Origin of the sequence: Sporocytophaga sp., assembly GCF_017745095.1 — a bacterium.
Lineage (GTDB): Bacteria > Bacteroidota > Bacteroidia > Cytophagales > Cytophagaceae > Sporocytophaga.
Genome location: NZ_JAGHZZ010000005.1, coordinates 203,836 through 219,485 on the forward strand (window position 1 = coordinate 203,836; position 15,650 = coordinate 219,485).

A 15,650-nucleotide genomic window follows, 5' to 3' on the forward strand; every position below is an offset into this window, starting at 1 on the left:
TCAAAATTTAATACTTGCAACAATTCTAATTGTTTGATCATTAAAAAAATAAAAGTAAAAATGTATCAAAAAAGCTTCCTGAGCACTTTGAAACGTTATAAATAAACAAGGCTAAATTGAACTACTTTATTTAAATATTGCTAATTGATTTTTATAGTAACAACATTTTAACTTAAACGAACTTAATAGAAAAAATTCTTGGTTGACAAATTCCATGCATAAAAGTATCATTTATTTATTTGTATTGATTCTTCTGGTTAATATGGACCTTGGAGCATCCCCGGCATCGGTTTCCGGTATTGTTCTGGATGCTGTTACCAAAGAACCTCTGCTTTATGCAAATATTGAGGTACAGGGTAAATCACGAGGTACTGTCACCAACAGCGAAGGGCGGTTTATACTTGATACTGAAGATCTAACACTGGGTGATACTATAGTTTTTTCATATATAGGCTATGAAACCATCAAAATCAGGCTGGAGGGATTAATGAAATCCGGTGAAGTATTGATGCCTCAAGCCTCAGGCCTTCTTAATGAAATTCAGATAATTGCCCAAAAATTATCAGTCGAAGAAATATTAAAAAAAGTAAAAGAAAATTTTAATAAGAATCATCGCGCATCTTTTGATAAAAAGCATTTATTTTTTCATAGTTATGAAAGAACACCTTTTAACAAAGATAATCAACTGGTTTTGAAAAAGTCCGACTTTGTTGGTTTGGACAAAGCTACCTTTAATGAGCTATTTAAAAAGATTCCTTCGGAGATTGTAGAATATGAAGATGTAATAGTAAACCTTTATGGAAATGGAACAACTTATAAATTGATCCCTGAAAAGGCGATTTCTCTTGAAGACGGGTCTCAGAAATCTCTTCTTAAGGAGTTTGAAGACAAACTGGATACCTTTTTCAGCGATATTGAGAAAAGCAGAGAAAATGAAGATATCTATTATAAAATCAGAACAGGGATCTTAAGTAAAAAATTTAATAACGAAGAGACTGATGAACCCACCTGGACTACCAATAAAAACGACACTCTCAACTATACTGTAAATACCAACCTTGTAAAAAGTGAAATTATATACCTGCTGAAGGAATATACCCTAGCCGAAAGTAAAAACTGGGAATTTATAAATAATACTAGAAAGTATAATTATACAATGGATGACATAACCATTGTCGATGATGAGCCTGTGTACAAAATTCATTTTCTCCCCCAAAAACAAGGGCTATTTGAAGGAACAATGTATATTTCAACTTCTTCATTTGCGGTATTAAAGTTGGATTTTGCTTTTGCAAAAGGTAAGAAAAGTGAAAATTTTAAATTACTTGGAGTAGGGCACTCTATGAATTTTAAAGAGGCTCATATTATTTTTCAAAAAGGTAAAACTGCTTATTTCCCCAAATTTATCAGTGTAAAACAAAACGAATTTGCATCTATTGACAGGAGCTTTTCGATTACTAAAAAGGAAAAAAGATTTTTCATAGACAAAGAATTAAGTGAAATGAAACTGGATGTGGAATTGTCTTTTAACTCCGAAAGCAAATGGGAACTACTTGTAATGGATGCGGAGGATATTGATGAGTCAGCATACAATCGAATATTACAACCTGCTACCATGAAGTTTAAAAAGGAATATGCCTATAATTCTGAAATGTGGAAGAGCAGGACTATTCTGGTTCCATCTTCAGAATTGAAGAAGTATCAAAATAAATGACAAGATTGAAAGATGGAGTTTTTTGAGCTTATCAGTGAGACAATTTTTAGTGAATTTGTTTATGGACTGTTTCGTATTATCGGAGCATGTTTCAGATTTTTGTTTTTAAGGAGATATAAATTTAGAGAAATTCTAAGTCAGGATTGGAATGGGTTGGGTGGGATTATTGGCTGTTTTAATAATAGTCAGTTTTATAATTTGGTTTGCTAAACTTTGTTAGCCGAAATAAATTTAAATTAATTTTCCTTTTTAAGATATTATTTTAAATTTGTAGTCATCTGATGATATGATGAGTATTCCTACACCAATAAAACGCCAAAACCTTGCAGAGGAAGTTGTAAATCTTCTGAAGCAAAAAATCAGTTCCGGTGAATATACGGAAGGGCAAAAATTGCCTTCAGAACCTGAGTTGATGCAGCTTTTTGGTGTAGGCAGGTCTACAATCAGAGAGGCAATACGGATATTAGCGAATACAGGAATGGTGAGAGTGCAACAGGGGGCAGGTACATTTGTAGAAAGTCATCCTGTTATTGCAGAGCCTTTATCAAAGAGGCTTCAAAGAGAAAATGGAAACGACCTGAATGAGGTTCGTCAGTTGCTTGAGTTGAAAATTGCTGAAAAAGCAGCAATGTTTCGTTCTGATAAGGATATTGAAAAAATGAAATACTTCCTGGATCTAAGAAAGGGAGCGGCTTTTGCTAACAATACAGAAAAGTGTATTGAAACTGATATTAACTTTCATATCAGTATTGCAGAAGCTAGTCAAAACGATATTCTGGCTGATTTATACAAGACATTTACCACTGAGATGAAAAAGTCTTTTCAGGAATCTTATGTAAATACAGAATCGTTCCTCGAAACTCAGTCAATGCATGAAGCTCTTCTTCAGTCAATTATTGATAAAGATTCTCAAAAGGCCTGGTACTGGGCAGCTTATATTACCAATCAGTGCAAATAAAAATTTTTAACCTTAAACATCAGATGATCTGATTAATCAAAATTGAATTATGAAAAATTCCGAGGATTTAGTTGCTTCCAAAGAAGCTATGCAAAGCACTGTTATGGTGATTTTGTTAGGAATAAGTTTTTCCCACATGTTAAATGATACCATTCAATCTCTGATTCCCTCTATTTATCCTCTTGTGAAAAACTCCCTTCATCTTAGTTTTGCTCAACTGGGTCTTATTACGCTTACATTTCAGCTTACATCATCCGTATTGCAGCCATTTGTAGGCTATTACACGGATCTTAATCCTAAACCCAATTCACTCGCTATTGGAATGGGATTTACTCTTATAGGTCTTATTTTATTATCTCTTTCTTCCACTTATCCTATGATCTTGGTTTCTGTAGGTCTTGTGGGAGTTGGTTCTGCCATATTTCACCCGGAAGCTTCAAGGCTAGCTTATATGGCATCAGGAGGTAAGAGGGGCTTCGCTCAGTCTCTGTTTCAGGTGGGTGGAAATGCTGGCAGTGCGATTGGACCTTTGCTTGCAGCTTCTATTATAGTACCTTATGGGCAATCCAAGATTATTTGGTTTTCTCTTATTGCTTTGGTTGCAATTATCGTTTTGTTTAACCTAGGAATATGGTATAAGAATAATGGCCTTAACAGAATTAAGAAACAGAAAAAAGAGGCTGAAGTAAGGTCTTTGCCAAAATGGACTGTCATATTTTCCTTGGGAATACTGATTATGCTCATCTTTTCAAAGTACTTCTACATGGCAAGTATGAGCAGTTATTTTACCTTTTATCTGATAAATAAATTTCATGTGTCGATTCAGACTGCTCAGGTATATTTGTTCATCTTCCTTGTATCTGTTGCTGCTGGCACTTTGATTGGTGGGCCTGTTGGAGATAAAATTGGCCGTAAATATGTAATCTGGATTTCAATACTTGGTGTCGCTCCGTTTACGTTATTATTACCTTATGCAAACCTACAATGGACTGCAGTACTGATCAGCTGTATCGGATTGATATTGTCTTCCGCATTCTCAGCTATTCTTGTGTATGCACAAGAATTAATGCCTGGTAAGGTAGGGATGATCTCTGGCCTGTTCTTCGGACTGGCATTTGCAATGGGAGGAATAGGCTCGGCTATTCTAGGAAAACTTATAGATATTTCAGGTATCGAATATGTCTTCCAATTGTGTTCGTTCCTTCCTTTAATTGGATTGATTACGGCATTTTTGCCTAATCTGGAAAAGAAATAATACTATTTGATAATAAATTAATTTTGAAAGTATCAATATGAAGGTCAGGAAAACCATTGCAATTGACATGGACAATGTTATTGCTGACGTTGAGTCGCATTATATAGATTGGTATGAAAAAGAAAATGGAGTAAGAGTTGACAGAAACTCATTGAGCGGAATACCTGAAACGGAAGCCTTGCCGGATAAAACAGCAGTCATGAGATACTTATTTACTCCAGGCTTTTTTCGCACTATACCTGTAATGAAGGGAGCAAAAGAAGCCTTACAAATTCTTTCTGGAAATTATGAAATATTCATAGTATCTGCAGCAATGCAATTCCCCCAGTCTTTAAGTGAAAAATACGAATGGCTAGCAGAACATTTTCCCACTATAAACTGGAAGAACATCGTGTTGTGTGGAGATAAGTCTGTTATCAAAACCGATTATATGATTGATGATCACATAAAGAACCTGGATTATTTTAAAGGTAAACCATTACTTTTTACAGCAAGTCATAATGTCCACGTCACTCATCATGTAAGACTGAAAGACTGGAATGATGCTCTAGGTTATTTTGAAAATGAACAAAACCGTTAGCTGAATAAAATCTAAATACATATAAAATAAAAAATTCCCACTCATAGTTAATGAAAACTAAGTGGGAATTTTTCATTTAAAACAGATTTACTTTTTGAATATATTTCTTGTGTAACAGTGGCTTTCTGTTACTAAATTTAAATAATAAACTCCTGGAAGCAGTTCGCTTCCTATGCTCAATTCATTGGCGTGTATGTCTTTGGTGTAGAAAATTTCTTTTCCTTCTGAATTAAATAATCTTACACTTAAAATTTTCTCAGGTCTTTCCATTGATATTTTCAAATCAGATGAAAACGGATTTGGAAAGATGAACAGTTGGTTATTATTATCAGAGACTTGGATGGCGCTCACAGTACTTATTGAAACGGATATTGTATTAGATTTCGATGTTTGGCCTTTGTTGTCTTTTGCAATGGCAAAAATATCATATTTTCCATCATTAGATTCAGTCCAAAGCATTGAATACGGCGGCTGGGAAATTGTGCCTATTAAATTGTTTCTACTATAAAACTCTATACTTGCAATACTGCCATCAGAGTCATTTGCTGTTGTTTTAATATTGATTGAAGCAGGAGCATTGAATACACTGTTATTTGTTGGTTCTATAATCGAAATTGTTGGTAAGGAATTAACACTAATTTGAAGGGGAGAGGAAACTGTGCTTGCGTCTGTATTATCAAAAGCCTTTGCAGTAATGGTGTGGTTTCCAGCTGATACATTGGTTAATGAAAAACTATATGGCACATCATTATCAGTTCCCAAAAGGGAAGACCCATCATAGAACTCTACTTTGGTTATAGTGCCATCAGGGTCTGTTGCATTAGCATTAATGACAAATGATCCGGGAGCATTAATTATCTGGCTGTTTTCAGGATCTATGATAGTTATAACCGGAGGAAGATTATTTAATTTGTAAAGAAAAAAATCATCTCCACAAGCGCTTCCTGTACCGGATTGTTTATACCAAAATACAATTGCACTGGTATTGGAACTTCCTGTAGTAAAGACCACAGAATCTTTAGTAAGCGAAGTACTACTTATAGTTTTGGTAATCTGATTTCCGCCATAATTCTTGACACCAAACATTGCTGATTCTCCAGAGGTATTTACTTTTCCATATCCTCCGAATACATATCTGGTATTAGGTTCTAGCGTAACTGACCTTTCAATGCTGACAGGATTTCCTGAGAGCTTTACACCATAATTACCAGCCCTTTTGCAATCAGTGGTTACCGTCGCATTATTCCAAGGTCCCCATGGAGAAAGGCTGCCTGTTTCAAAATCAAAATTTGCAGATTCATTTGCCTTCCATACTCTTACCCAATCGCACTGGAATAAGGCAGGCCATTGAGCATTTGCAAGGGGAGTGGGAGCCCAGCCATCTATTGCAAGGTTAATAATCATATACATGTTTTTACCTTGTGCAGCCTCTGATCTGTTTGTATAAGAATTAAGCAGCTGTCCATCGAAATAAAACTTCATATATGTTGGTCCCCATTCTACTCCGTAAGTATGAAAAGCTTGTGATTTGTCTGGTCCGGTATGAGTAGTTCCAAATGATTTCTCATTCTGCCAATCCGGGCCATAGTGGTAATAGTAGTGGTGGACTTTGCGATCGTCTGGAATTTCCAGAATATCAATTTCCGGAGGCCAAGCTCCATCGGCATTCAATGTCCAGAATGCTGGCCATGTTCCTGATGTAGATGGAGCTTTGAATCTTCCTTCAATATATCCATAAGTTGTCTCGAATTTTCCTTTTGAATGGATAGCCCCGCTGGTATAATCAAAGCTGAGGTAACCAAAATCAGGATATTTATCAGTTCCTGCAGGTGCGTTGGGGTGTCTTTTATTTATTGCTTTTAAGCTGAGAATTCCATCTTTGAGAGTGACCATTGAGTCTGTCATATAAGCCCTGTGGTTATGGGTATTCCCCCAAGGATAATTATACCCCCATTTAGATTGATCCAACTTTGTGCCGTCAAAATTATCTTCAAATACAAGCTTCCAGTTGGCTGAAGCGCCAGGTGGTTGAGCATTTGAAAATTGGAAGTATAAAATATTAATTAAAATCCATATGGAGCAGTTTTTCCTGTTCATATTTTGTTAGATCTGTTTAGGTCCTTCTACATTACAAATTGGGAAGAAATTGGTAAACTGAATTGTTGAAAAAAAAGGTTTGGAGGATCTTAAATTAAAAAAGCCCCCCGATTTTCGGAGAGCCTTTTTAATATGGAAAGAAAATATAGTTTATTCGACTACAACTCTAACATGTTCAATACCATTTGCGCCTGTAAGCTCGAGCATGTAGATGCCACGGGAAACATTTTGCAATGGTAGCTCTTCATTTAAGGCAGAAAGAGATTTTGTTTTAACAACATTTCCTGCCATGTCCATCATTACAACTTTGTTGTAGGACATTGCTTCCTGTCTGATATTGATCAAGCCGTTTGCAGGCATTGGATAAACAGTTACTTTGCGTTCAGCTTTTACAGGTATTGAAGTAATAACCTCGAAAGCTTCAAAAGTCATATTATCAATGTTTGCATCAGGTCCGTCGATAACAAGTCTTATTACTTGTTTTCCTTGTTTCAGGGAAATCGGCTGAGTAGTTTTCAGAGTTGTGTAAGTTTGCCACCCACCTGTTGAAGCTAGAGAGAAATCAGAGTTTGGAATTTTTATACCGTTTTGTTCCAGATGCCATTTTCCGGTAGCACGTTCAGATGCGGCTTTGAAGCTTACATGATATGTTCCAGGATATTTCACATCTACAGTATAGTTTAACCATTCTCCCGTAGCTGTATAGCCTATATTCCAGTTGTTAGTAGTTCCTCCAGCTAGTTCAATGTCCACAGCCTCATTAGGTCTGTAATTTCCACCTGCTTCATTCGTGGTAGTTAGATCATTATATGCAACTCCTTGTCCTCCTTTATCAAAGTTTTCAGCTTCGATAGTTCCTGGAATAGGATATGGTGTTCCAGAATAAGAATTCCCATCACATTCTGCTTGACCGGTATTGCCTCCAACGCATTTACCACATAGGTCAATAAATGCAGTACCTCCAGCAACACCATTACAATCGCAGCCAGTTTCAGGTACGCCACAACCGCATTTTCCTGGTTTTGTTTTGTTCGGGTCATTCGGACAAAGATCAACATCTACATATTCTTCACAGGTCACAGCTTTAGTTTCATCATATCCAAGGCTGAAGTTATCAATGGTCCAGGTTCCTGTAAACGGATTTCTTGCATATACTCCGCTTACTTTTGGATTTACCCAAATAGTGATTTTGGTTACTTTAGAGAAATCAAAAGTTGTTTTGTCATATGTATCTTCCTGAGGGTTGCTATTCGTTCCAGGTGTTGTCGGAGGAGTTCTTTTAACTCCGTTTGTGAAATCAGCAATGATAGTTTTGGTTGTACCATCTACCGGAACTATAAAACGATTGTAAGATCCTAAAGCACTGGCATTGATACTCTTTTCGTTAGCATCTACAAGTTCGATATACAATGCTATGTCATTAGCTGAGTAATTTGTTTTTGTGAAGCTAACATCAAATTTTAGCACAGCATTGGCGCGAAGATCAATAGGTATATGCTTTGTAGCATCTAATTTCCCGAAGTCAAATCCGAAAGTAGAATAGTCTGGGTCAGCATTTATAGATGTGATTACAAGTTTTTCATTCTGAATTACAGCTGAATAAACTTTACTTCCTTCTGAAGGCTTTTTCCAATAAGTAAAATATGGAACAGAATCTCTTGAGAAATCTGTTTTTACATAGGCTTGTTTGTTATTATATCCCTGGCAATAGTTTGTGTTGAACGTATTGGTAATAGGGCATCCATAAATGTTAAGATTAGATCCTGTTGAATTAGGACATACAGCAGGTTTAGGAGTAACTGGGATAGTTACAGATCCGCAAGCTGTATAATTTTTGGTTTTTCTAAGTTCATCGTAGATAAGTTTTCCTGAATTACCTGAGTTATCTGTTCTGAAATTAATCCATGATTCTGTAAGACAAGAACCCTCTTTTAACAATGAAGATGATTCAGTTTTATCTGAAAACTGCCAGTTAGCCCAGCTGATCTTATTTTGTTCTAATAAGGATAACCAGTCTCTGGAATTTCCAGAATTTATATTCCCAGCGCCACTTGCTTCTGTAGTCCCCCACTCTGAAACGAAGACAGGAAACTTAGCAGAAACTGCATCTTTCAAATAGTTTTTATACTGATCATGAGCTCCACTTCCTGCATAAAAATGCAAAGTGTACATTACATTCTTTGAATAATTTGCTGATAAAGGACTATTTCTTGCCTGATCTATTCTGCTGCTCCATTCTGGCGTTCCTACAAGAATAACGGCATTTGGGTCATTGTTTCTAATTGCAGGAATAATATCCTGAGCATAATTTTTAATCTGATCCCATGAAGTCCCACTATTCGGCTCATTACAGATTTCATAAATGACATGTTTTTTGTCCTTATATTTGCTGGACATCAAAGTGAAAAATGCCTTTGCCTGTGATTGATAGGTTCCGGGATTTCCATCCTTTAAAATATGCCAGTCAATAATTACATATATTCCATACTTTTCTGTAAGGCTTACCATTTTGTCTATCCACTGATAATAAAAATCTTTATCAGTAGCTTGCGCAAAGCCCTTTGTGGCACCATCACTATTTTCAGTATAAATAGCAAGTCTCAGCAGGTCAGCCTTCCAATCTTGAGCAATTGCTTTAACTGAAGATTCAGTATAGCATTCCTGGTGAAACATCACCCCATGAGTACTTAGGCCACGTAGCTGTATGGCTGTTCCGCATTCATTGACCAGTTTGCCATCAGTAACATTTAACCTCCCATTCATAGAAAGCGGTGTCTGAGCTCTGGAAAGCACTGCTATTAAAAGAAGCATGTGCATTACGAGTAGAGTTTTTTTCATTTTTCTGTGTTTGATTTGAGTATGTGAAGCATAAAGATAATAAAAATATTAAAAATCCTAAGTGAACATGGCAAAATGCAATTGAAGGTCGTGGTTTTATTGTTTGGAATTAAAATATCACAAAATCATAGCTATACACCTCATTTATAAAAGTGGTATAGTTTCTTTTAATTATTCCTCTTTTAAAGAAATAAATCTTGAATGAATAATTGGGATGGATTAGAAATCAATACTATATTTTGGTAGTAAATTGCATAGACCTTTTTATTCTTATTCCTTTATTATGTTTCTTACAAAAAAAAACACAAGCCTCTGATTTAAATAGGACGCTTGTGTTTGTTTCGATAAATAGTTAAGAAATATTCTTACTGCTTTAGACAGCCTTTATTTTGAATTTACCATTTTTAATGGTGCCTTTATGTTTCACCTGAACCCAAATATAATAGACTCCTGGTTTTGGAAACACATATGGGAATATAATTTCACTATTATATTCATTCTTTGATCTCATAAGACTTATAGTTTGTTTATCAACGACACCAGTCGTATCCAAACTTGCGATATTAGCATCGGATAAATTTCCACATATTGTCACATTTTTATCGATCTTTTGTGCAAGTGCGTATTGAGAAGCCATTGAAATAGTTCCCATAGGATGTAGATGGATAAAGACAGATGCATCATCTTTCATTACTACTGCGTGTCCCGCCATTCCAAGGTATGGTTGCAGGTTTGCTGGCATATTGCCATCTTCAGTACATTTAAAAGAAATTTTTACTGGTTTGCCTGCAATAATATCGTTCTGGATATTGGCCTTTATTTTTAGATTGTCAATAATGGAAGCCTCTGAGTTTAATGGAACATCTCCTGCAAAATCATTAGTATCTATAATTTCCGAATTTATCTTTTCCAATACTTGTAGCGTATCTGTAAGGGTTTCAGCCATCCCGTTAGAATGAACAACTTCAGCAAATACCAGATAATTCCCTTCATTCAAAGAAGGCAGAAAACTCGTAAAATGTAATGAATCTTTTGGTATAGGATGAAGGTGGGCAAACTGTTGACCTTTTGTATCTATCAGAAAAAGATGCATTAACTTACCATGATCGGCAATCAGGTCATTTACTTTCCTTTCTTGCCATTCAGGATTCACAATATCAAGGTAAAGGTTGCTTTTATCATTTTCTTTTTTAATGTGCGCATTTAACTTAAGGGGTTTGAACATGTTATTTCTATAATCACTTTCTACTTTACCCCACCAGTTATTGGCAAATATGAGTAATGATACAATTGAAATAAATGTAATGCTCATGACAATAATAGCTGATCTTTTCCCTTTAGGGGTAGGTATCGCCCCATGAGGGATTGTTGATTCTTTGATCGCAGCTCCTATTATAGTAATAAGTGACAAAATTAAAAAAGCGCCCATAATCTGAAGTCCCAAACTGGTGGTTTGATCCATAGTTCTTGTTGCAGTCGCTATAGCAGGAACCGGGACAATTGTTGAGCCAATACCTTTTTTTCCTTCTACAGATACTTTCACGCTTGAAGAACCGAAGGTCATAAGCCAAAGACTACCTTCATATAAGTGATTCATTCCAGCCACCTTTTTGATGTCATCACCTTTGGGTGCACCTGATGATCCGTATTGATAATAGACAGGTTGTATTTTAATTCGATTTATTTTTTCATTTCCTGCATCTATCAAGATTTTAGCTATTCCCGGTACTACATCCGGTGGTTGTATGGTTATAAGCAAAGGATAAGGACCTGCATTGCCCTGATATACGATATCCGGACTTCCAACATGGGCGCGGGATTGTAAACTTATAAGAACCAGTAATAAAGTTATATAAAGTTTCATCTTTGAACCCTCCTCATCCAGTTACCCCATTTTAAACCCAGGTAAGAGAAGACTATAGCATATGTTAGCGCGATCATAAATCCTAAATAGTATTGAGTTGTAGTTCCTGCATATCTTGTAAATTCAAATCTGTTTGGTACACTTGGATCTTTATAGTAGGGTAAAGCATGTGTTTGGAAAATCCAATTGTGAGATATTGGCGAATTAAGAAAGTAAGAAAAGAACCATTGCGCTATAAATATAGATGCAAAGAACGAGGAACCACATAAGACCGCCTGAGCAAAAATATTTTTGTTGTTGATTCTTTTATAAAGTTTATCAAGTATAAAACCTGGTATAATTAATAATAAAGGAAATAAAAGCGGGACATAATGCTTTATTGGATTAAGAATGGGGGCAAGCTTAGGCTCTGCAGGAATCAGGGGTAACATCCATAGCTGGATGAGCAATATTACAGTATAGAATCCAGTGATTGTTGTAGCAGGATAGCTTAATCTTGATCCACGCATTGTCGCTGTAACGGGCATTATCAAAACAGAACAAATCAATTGGTAAAACAATGGATTATGCATTTTAGTCCTTCCTAAATGCTCTATAATGAATATATACATTGCAATAAGAAACAAAGATGCTGTGTAGGCAAAGCCCCATCTGAGTAGATTATTATTCATGGGATGAATTTGCTCTCTTTGATTTTGAAAGGAAAGGACCGTAAGCATTGTTCCTGTGAGGATACTGATAATGCCTGCAAATAGAAGTGCATGTGGCGGACTTAAAATTTTTACATCAAGACCGTATGTATTATGCCACCAATCATCAAATGGAGCAGACGTAAGCATAGCAGCGGCTCCCCAAATACAAAGTAAAGTTCCTAAAGGGGCTTTCATTCCCCAGAATGATACACTGCTGTTTCTGATTTCTACTTTCTTGCTGAATGTTATTTTTAATAATTTGATGATAGATCCAATGCCAGTAGCAAGTCCACCTAAGTAGATCGCAAGGTGTGGTGGAGAAAATAAACTGTCTCTGCCTATACTCATATGCCAGGAAATGTCCCATATAACGCCAGTCATGATACTTGTTACCCCAAATATTAGAAAGATTGTATATAAAGAAATATGACTTTCTCGCTGTTCAGTTTTCTTTGATGGCAGTTTAAATACAGGTGTAATTGTTTCCATATTAGTCATTTAAAAAAGTGAATATATGAAAACATGTTTAATTCCAGGAAGTTTTAAAAATTTAAAAAATACAATACAATTTTTTTTAATAAAGATATTTTATCAGTAAATCAAGGCTAAAAACTATTACAATATTATAAACCTGTTTCGTTCCCCCAGGTTCGTAATGTATTTATAATAAAAACTACGAATTAAATTTTTCATTAACTAAGATATAATTTTAGTTAATGAAGTTTACACTTCAATAATGTTAAATGTAGAAATATGGAATTAAACTATCTGATATCTTTATATTCAATAATACCAGTCGAAGCATCTATTCTGTTCGGTTCAGCTTCTATATATTCTCCACCTTCATTTTCAAAGTGCAATGGTTGTTGAGAGCTTTGATAAACATAAGAATATTCAGCTTTATCTTTCTCTACTTTTTTATCTGGATCGATCATTGATATAACGTTTATTTGTACACCTTCAGAACGAATAGAGACTTATGAAAAGTTTCACCTCTGAAGGGGTGATGATCATCCCATATTCAATAAGGATAAACTACATTCTGTATAGTTTGCAAAAAAGTTATATGATATGGTAAATAAGGAAACTTTAGGGACTTTAAGATTCGTTTTTAATGAAAAGGAGGCGATTATGGGAAATTTATTGTATATATTAGCTGTGATCCTGTTAATAGGCTGGCTTGTTGGATTCTTAGGTTTTGGTGATGCAGTAGGAGGATTTATACATATATTATTGGTTTTGGCTGTTGTCTTTTTCTTATTTAGAGTAATAAGAGGAGCTTGACCGATTTCTATAAAATCAAAAAAGATAAGTAGAAGTAGAACAAGTTCGTCCTCTTATCTTTTTTGATTTTATAGTTTCATGAATGTAAAACAAAACTTATCTGTCCATTCCTCTCAAGATAAATTCTATCAACATTTTCAAGACTTTCTGATTGTGTTTGTAATCTTACAGCTTCAATTATATCATCATGGGTGATATTATTTTTTTTCAGTGCTGCATCAATAAAGTTACCATTTTCGTAAAGCAAATGAGGATTTCCTTTAACCTGGTGACCTAAAGGATGATAATACAGCGTTAGTTTTGAAAGAAAAAAATGGATGGAGACGAGGACGCAAGATGTAATGATTGTGGGAATAAACTTTGCGCTTCCGACAATTGCTTTAGCGAGTATAGCTCCAATTATGATGCTGATTACAACATCAAAGGTTCCAAATCTGCTTAGTATTCTTTTGCCCCCGAATCTTATAATGAATATCGCGAGGAAATAAATAACTATACCTCGAAAAATCATTGCCCACCATGTGATTTCAGATTGGTTAGCTTTAAAGAGAAGGTGAATGATGTGATCCATTATTTCCTACAATCCCTATCGGTATTTCTTTTAATTACTTCAATAAGTAACTCTCATAGGCACATAAAGTTTAATTGAATTATGATATATCAAAAAAGGCTTAGCTGATTTGAACCTTTATCTTCAGATTTTTTAGATTTACCAAAGACAGTCATACCGCCATATTTGTATGCATTATTTCGTTCTTCTTCAATAATTTTATCGAAATTATCATTAGGGATAAATTCTTTTTCTATTTCAAATGAAAGTTGTGATAGTTTTTTTATAGCTTGATCTTTTTCATTACTTCCTAGTTTGGCTTTTTCTACAGCGTACTTCAATGTATCTATAGTTTCGTCATATACCTTGGTTAAAACAGGAAAAGGGTGTCCATCTTTTCCTCCATGGGCAAAAGAAAATCTTGCAGGATCTTTAAATCTAGAAGGAGTTCCATGAATAATCTCACTTACCAGTGTCATAGACTGTATTGTTCTTGGTCCAAGGTCTTTAAGAAGAATAAGCTCTTCGAAATTTCTTACTTCAGTTTCATGTGCAAGCGCCAGCACACTTCCAAGTCTTTTGAGATTAACATCTGTCACATTGAGTTCATGACGTAGAGGCATTATAAGCTTCTTGATCTCATTCATCATTATTCCGGGTTGTTCCTTGGTTAGTTCCAACAGACCATTTCTTGCAGGTGCAGCTTCTTTATGTGTCAGGTTTAATATTAATCCTTGATTCTTTCCAAAGATGCTGGTGTGAGGTTCTTCTTCAAATGATTTTATGCTTGAACTGTGCCAATGATATCGTCTGGCCATTTTGTTTTGTTCATTCATCCCTTGCTGAACTACAGCCCATTCACCTGTTTTGGTTACAATGAAAGAATGTAGATATAGCTGAAAACCGTCCTGTATAGCATTGTTGTCAATTTTTGCTGTAAGTTTGCTGGATCTTATGAGATCGTTGGCATTCAAGCCTTGTTTTTCTGAGATTTTTAATAACTCATCAGGGGTGTTTCTGGAATGTTTTCCTTTACCTCCGCAAATATAAATCCCGAGCTCTGAGGATTTAGGATTAACTGCTTTTTTTAAGGCTCCCATCACTGATGTTGTGATCCCTGAAGAATGCCAATCCATGCCTAAAACTGCTCCAAATGCCTGAAACCACAAGGGATCACTTAATCTTTTCAGAACTTCTGAGGTACCATAATGATAAATTAAGGATTCGACAATTGCGCCTCCTAGTTTTGCCATTCTTTCAGAAAGCCAATATGGGACGTGCCCGCCATGCAATGGGAGATCAGCAGAACCTGAACGTCTCATGAAATAATTAGGTCAGTAAATGTTGGTTGAGGAATATCTTTATAATTAAAGATACGAAAGAGAAGGAGTAGGAAAAAGTAATTTAAAAATTAAAAATGTTTCTTTCTCTTACCGCTTTTAGGTTTCTTATAAAGAGAGGCAGATGGCTGATATTGTTCAAGTTCTTTTCTCTTTACCTTTACACTTTTGAGATGTTTTTTAGTTTCTCTGCTACTTTCTTTTTGCCAGGTCTGATTTTCACTGTTTAGTGTTTTTGCTGAAGTCTTTTTTTCGGCTGTACAAGCTGAAATCAGAGCTATTCCCAAAGAAACTGAAATTAGTGTTTTTCCTATATGTTTAAAATTGAGAGTATTCATGATTTTACTTGTTTTGTTTCATTATCAGTGTTTTGTAAGTTTATGATAATGGTTTTGAATGATTCAAAATTATAATTTATTTTTAAAACTTATTGAAACTATTATTCAATTGGCCGTTTATTTTATAATTTTATTTAGAT

13 protein-coding genes are annotated in these 15,650 nt (G+C 35.2%); 5 read left to right on the forward strand and 8 right to left on the reverse strand.

The features are described from left to right. The first annotated feature begins 214 nt into the window (after positions 1 to 214). The 4 genes from J7604_RS09720 to J7604_RS09735 all read left to right on the forward strand — a co-directional run bounded on the left by J7604_RS09720 (position 215) and on the right by J7604_RS09735 (position 4,507). Positions 215 to 1,714, forward strand: a complete 1,500-nt coding sequence (locus J7604_RS09720) for a carboxypeptidase-like regulatory domain-containing protein (RefSeq protein ID WP_293894798.1) — start codon at positions 215 to 217, stop codon at positions 1,712 to 1,714. Positions 1,715 to 2,000: 286 nt separating this feature from the next. Then, the gene (locus J7604_RS09725; RefSeq protein WP_293894801.1) at positions 2,001 to 2,672 is read left to right on the forward strand and encodes a FadR/GntR family transcriptional regulator; all 672 of its coding nucleotides are present in this window, start codon (positions 2,001 to 2,003) and stop codon (positions 2,670 to 2,672) included. Between the two features lie 49 nt (positions 2,673 to 2,721). Next, the gene (locus tag J7604_RS09730; protein WP_293894804.1) at positions 2,722 to 3,927 is read left to right on the forward strand and encodes an MFS transporter; all 1,206 of its coding nucleotides are present in this window, start codon (positions 2,722 to 2,724) and stop codon (positions 3,925 to 3,927) included. Between the two features lie 37 nt (positions 3,928 to 3,964). Continuing rightward, complete coding sequence (locus J7604_RS09735; RefSeq protein ID WP_293894807.1) at positions 3,965 to 4,507, forward strand: 5'(3')-deoxyribonucleotidase; 543 nt, start codon at positions 3,965 to 3,967, stop codon at positions 4,505 to 4,507. 87 nt (positions 4,508 to 4,594) lie between these two features. On the opposite strand, the gene J7604_RS09740 is transcribed toward J7604_RS09735, so the two are convergent. The 5 genes from J7604_RS09740 to J7604_RS09760 all read right to left on the reverse strand — a co-directional run bounded on the left by J7604_RS09740 (position 4,595) and on the right by J7604_RS09760 (position 12,933). After that, on the reverse strand, positions 4,595 to 6,604 hold the full coding sequence (locus tag J7604_RS09740; RefSeq protein WP_293894811.1) for an Ig-like domain-containing protein: 2,010 nt from the start codon (positions 6,602 to 6,604) through the stop codon (positions 4,595 to 4,597). A gap of 150 nt (positions 6,605 to 6,754) precedes the next feature. Further along, entirely contained in the window at positions 6,755 to 9,442 is a 2,688-nt protein-coding gene (locus J7604_RS09745; RefSeq protein WP_293894814.1) for a cellulase family glycosylhydrolase, read from the reverse strand. Between the two features lie 373 nt (positions 9,443 to 9,815). Next, positions 9,816 to 11,306 carry a hypothetical protein gene (locus J7604_RS09750; RefSeq protein WP_293894817.1) on the reverse strand — a complete coding sequence of 497 codons (1,491 nt, stop codon included), beginning with the start codon at positions 11,304 to 11,306 and terminating at the stop codon, positions 9,816 to 9,818. Further along, positions 11,303 to 12,487 (reverse strand): hypothetical protein, encoded by a 1,185-nt coding sequence (locus J7604_RS09755; RefSeq protein WP_293894820.1) that lies wholly within the window; start codon positions 12,485 to 12,487, stop codon positions 11,303 to 11,305. The genes J7604_RS09750 and J7604_RS09755 overlap by 4 nt, the downstream gene beginning before the upstream one ends. A gap of 275 nt (positions 12,488 to 12,762) precedes the next feature. Beyond that, complete coding sequence (locus J7604_RS09760; RefSeq protein ID WP_293894823.1) at positions 12,763 to 12,933, reverse strand: hypothetical protein; 171 nt, start codon at positions 12,931 to 12,933, stop codon at positions 12,763 to 12,765. Positions 12,934 to 13,129: 196 nt separating this feature from the next. Between J7604_RS09760 and J7604_RS09765 the strand changes: the two genes are divergently transcribed. Next, the gene (locus J7604_RS09765; RefSeq protein WP_156026851.1) at positions 13,130 to 13,282 is read left to right on the forward strand and encodes a lmo0937 family membrane protein; all 153 of its coding nucleotides are present in this window, start codon (positions 13,130 to 13,132) and stop codon (positions 13,280 to 13,282) included. Positions 13,283 to 13,358: 76 nt separating this feature from the next. Here J7604_RS09765 and J7604_RS09770 read toward each other — a convergent pair whose 3' ends face one another. The 3 genes from J7604_RS09770 to J7604_RS09780 form a co-directional block, all read right to left on the reverse strand. After that, on the reverse strand, positions 13,359 to 13,853 hold the full coding sequence (locus tag J7604_RS09770; RefSeq protein ID WP_293894826.1) for a DUF421 domain-containing protein: 495 nt from the start codon (positions 13,851 to 13,853) through the stop codon (positions 13,359 to 13,361). A gap of 89 nt (positions 13,854 to 13,942) precedes the next feature. Beyond that, on the reverse strand, positions 13,943 to 15,154 hold the full coding sequence (locus tag J7604_RS09775; protein ID WP_293894829.1) for a DUF763 domain-containing protein: 1,212 nt from the start codon (positions 15,152 to 15,154) through the stop codon (positions 13,943 to 13,945). An 89-nt stretch (positions 15,155 to 15,243) separates the two neighbouring features. After that, positions 15,244 to 15,510, reverse strand: a complete 267-nt coding sequence (locus tag J7604_RS09780) for a hypothetical protein (RefSeq protein WP_293894831.1) — start codon at positions 15,508 to 15,510, stop codon at positions 15,244 to 15,246. Positions 15,511 to 15,650 lie beyond the last annotated feature (140 nt).

What these genes read in the sequence shown, in the direction of transcription:
- J7604_RS09720 (WP_293894798.1), top strand. Translation starts at nt 215, where the DNA reads ATGCATAAAAGTATCATTTATTTATTTGTATTGATTCTTCTGGTTAAT.
- J7604_RS09725 (WP_293894801.1), top strand. Translation starts at nt 2,001, where the DNA reads ATGATGAGTATTCCTACACCAATAAAACGCCAAAACCTTGCAGAGGAA.
- J7604_RS09730 (WP_293894804.1), top strand. Translation starts at nt 2,722, where the DNA reads ATGAAAAATTCCGAGGATTTAGTTGCTTCCAAAGAAGCTATGCAAAGC.
- J7604_RS09735 (WP_293894807.1), top strand. Translation starts at nt 3,965, where the DNA reads ATGAAGGTCAGGAAAACCATTGCAATTGACATGGACAATGTTATTGCT.
- J7604_RS09740 (WP_293894811.1), bottom strand. Translation starts at nt 6,604, where the DNA reads ATGAACAGGAAAAACTGCTCCATATGGATTTTAATTAATATTTTATAC.
- J7604_RS09745 (WP_293894814.1), bottom strand. Translation starts at nt 9,442, where the DNA reads ATGAAAAAAACTCTACTCGTAATGCACATGCTTCTTTTAATAGCAGTG.
- J7604_RS09750 (WP_293894817.1), bottom strand. Translation starts at nt 11,306, where the DNA reads ATGAAACTTTATATAACTTTATTACTGGTTCTTATAAGTTTACAATCC.
- J7604_RS09755 (WP_293894820.1), bottom strand. Translation starts at nt 12,487, where the DNA reads ATGGAAACAATTACACCTGTATTTAAACTGCCATCAAAGAAAACTGAA.
- J7604_RS09760 (WP_293894823.1), bottom strand. Translation starts at nt 12,933, where the DNA reads ATGATCGATCCAGATAAAAAAGTAGAGAAAGATAAAGCTGAATATTCT.
- J7604_RS09765 (WP_156026851.1), top strand. Translation starts at nt 13,130, where the DNA reads ATGGGAAATTTATTGTATATATTAGCTGTGATCCTGTTAATAGGCTGG.
- J7604_RS09770 (WP_293894826.1), bottom strand. Translation starts at nt 13,853, where the DNA reads ATGGATCACATCATTCACCTTCTCTTTAAAGCTAACCAATCTGAAATC.
- J7604_RS09775 (WP_293894829.1), bottom strand. Translation starts at nt 15,154, where the DNA reads ATGAGACGTTCAGGTTCTGCTGATCTCCCATTGCATGGCGGGCACGTC.
- J7604_RS09780 (WP_293894831.1), bottom strand. Translation starts at nt 15,510, where the DNA reads ATGAATACTCTCAATTTTAAACATATAGGAAAAACACTAATTTCAGTT.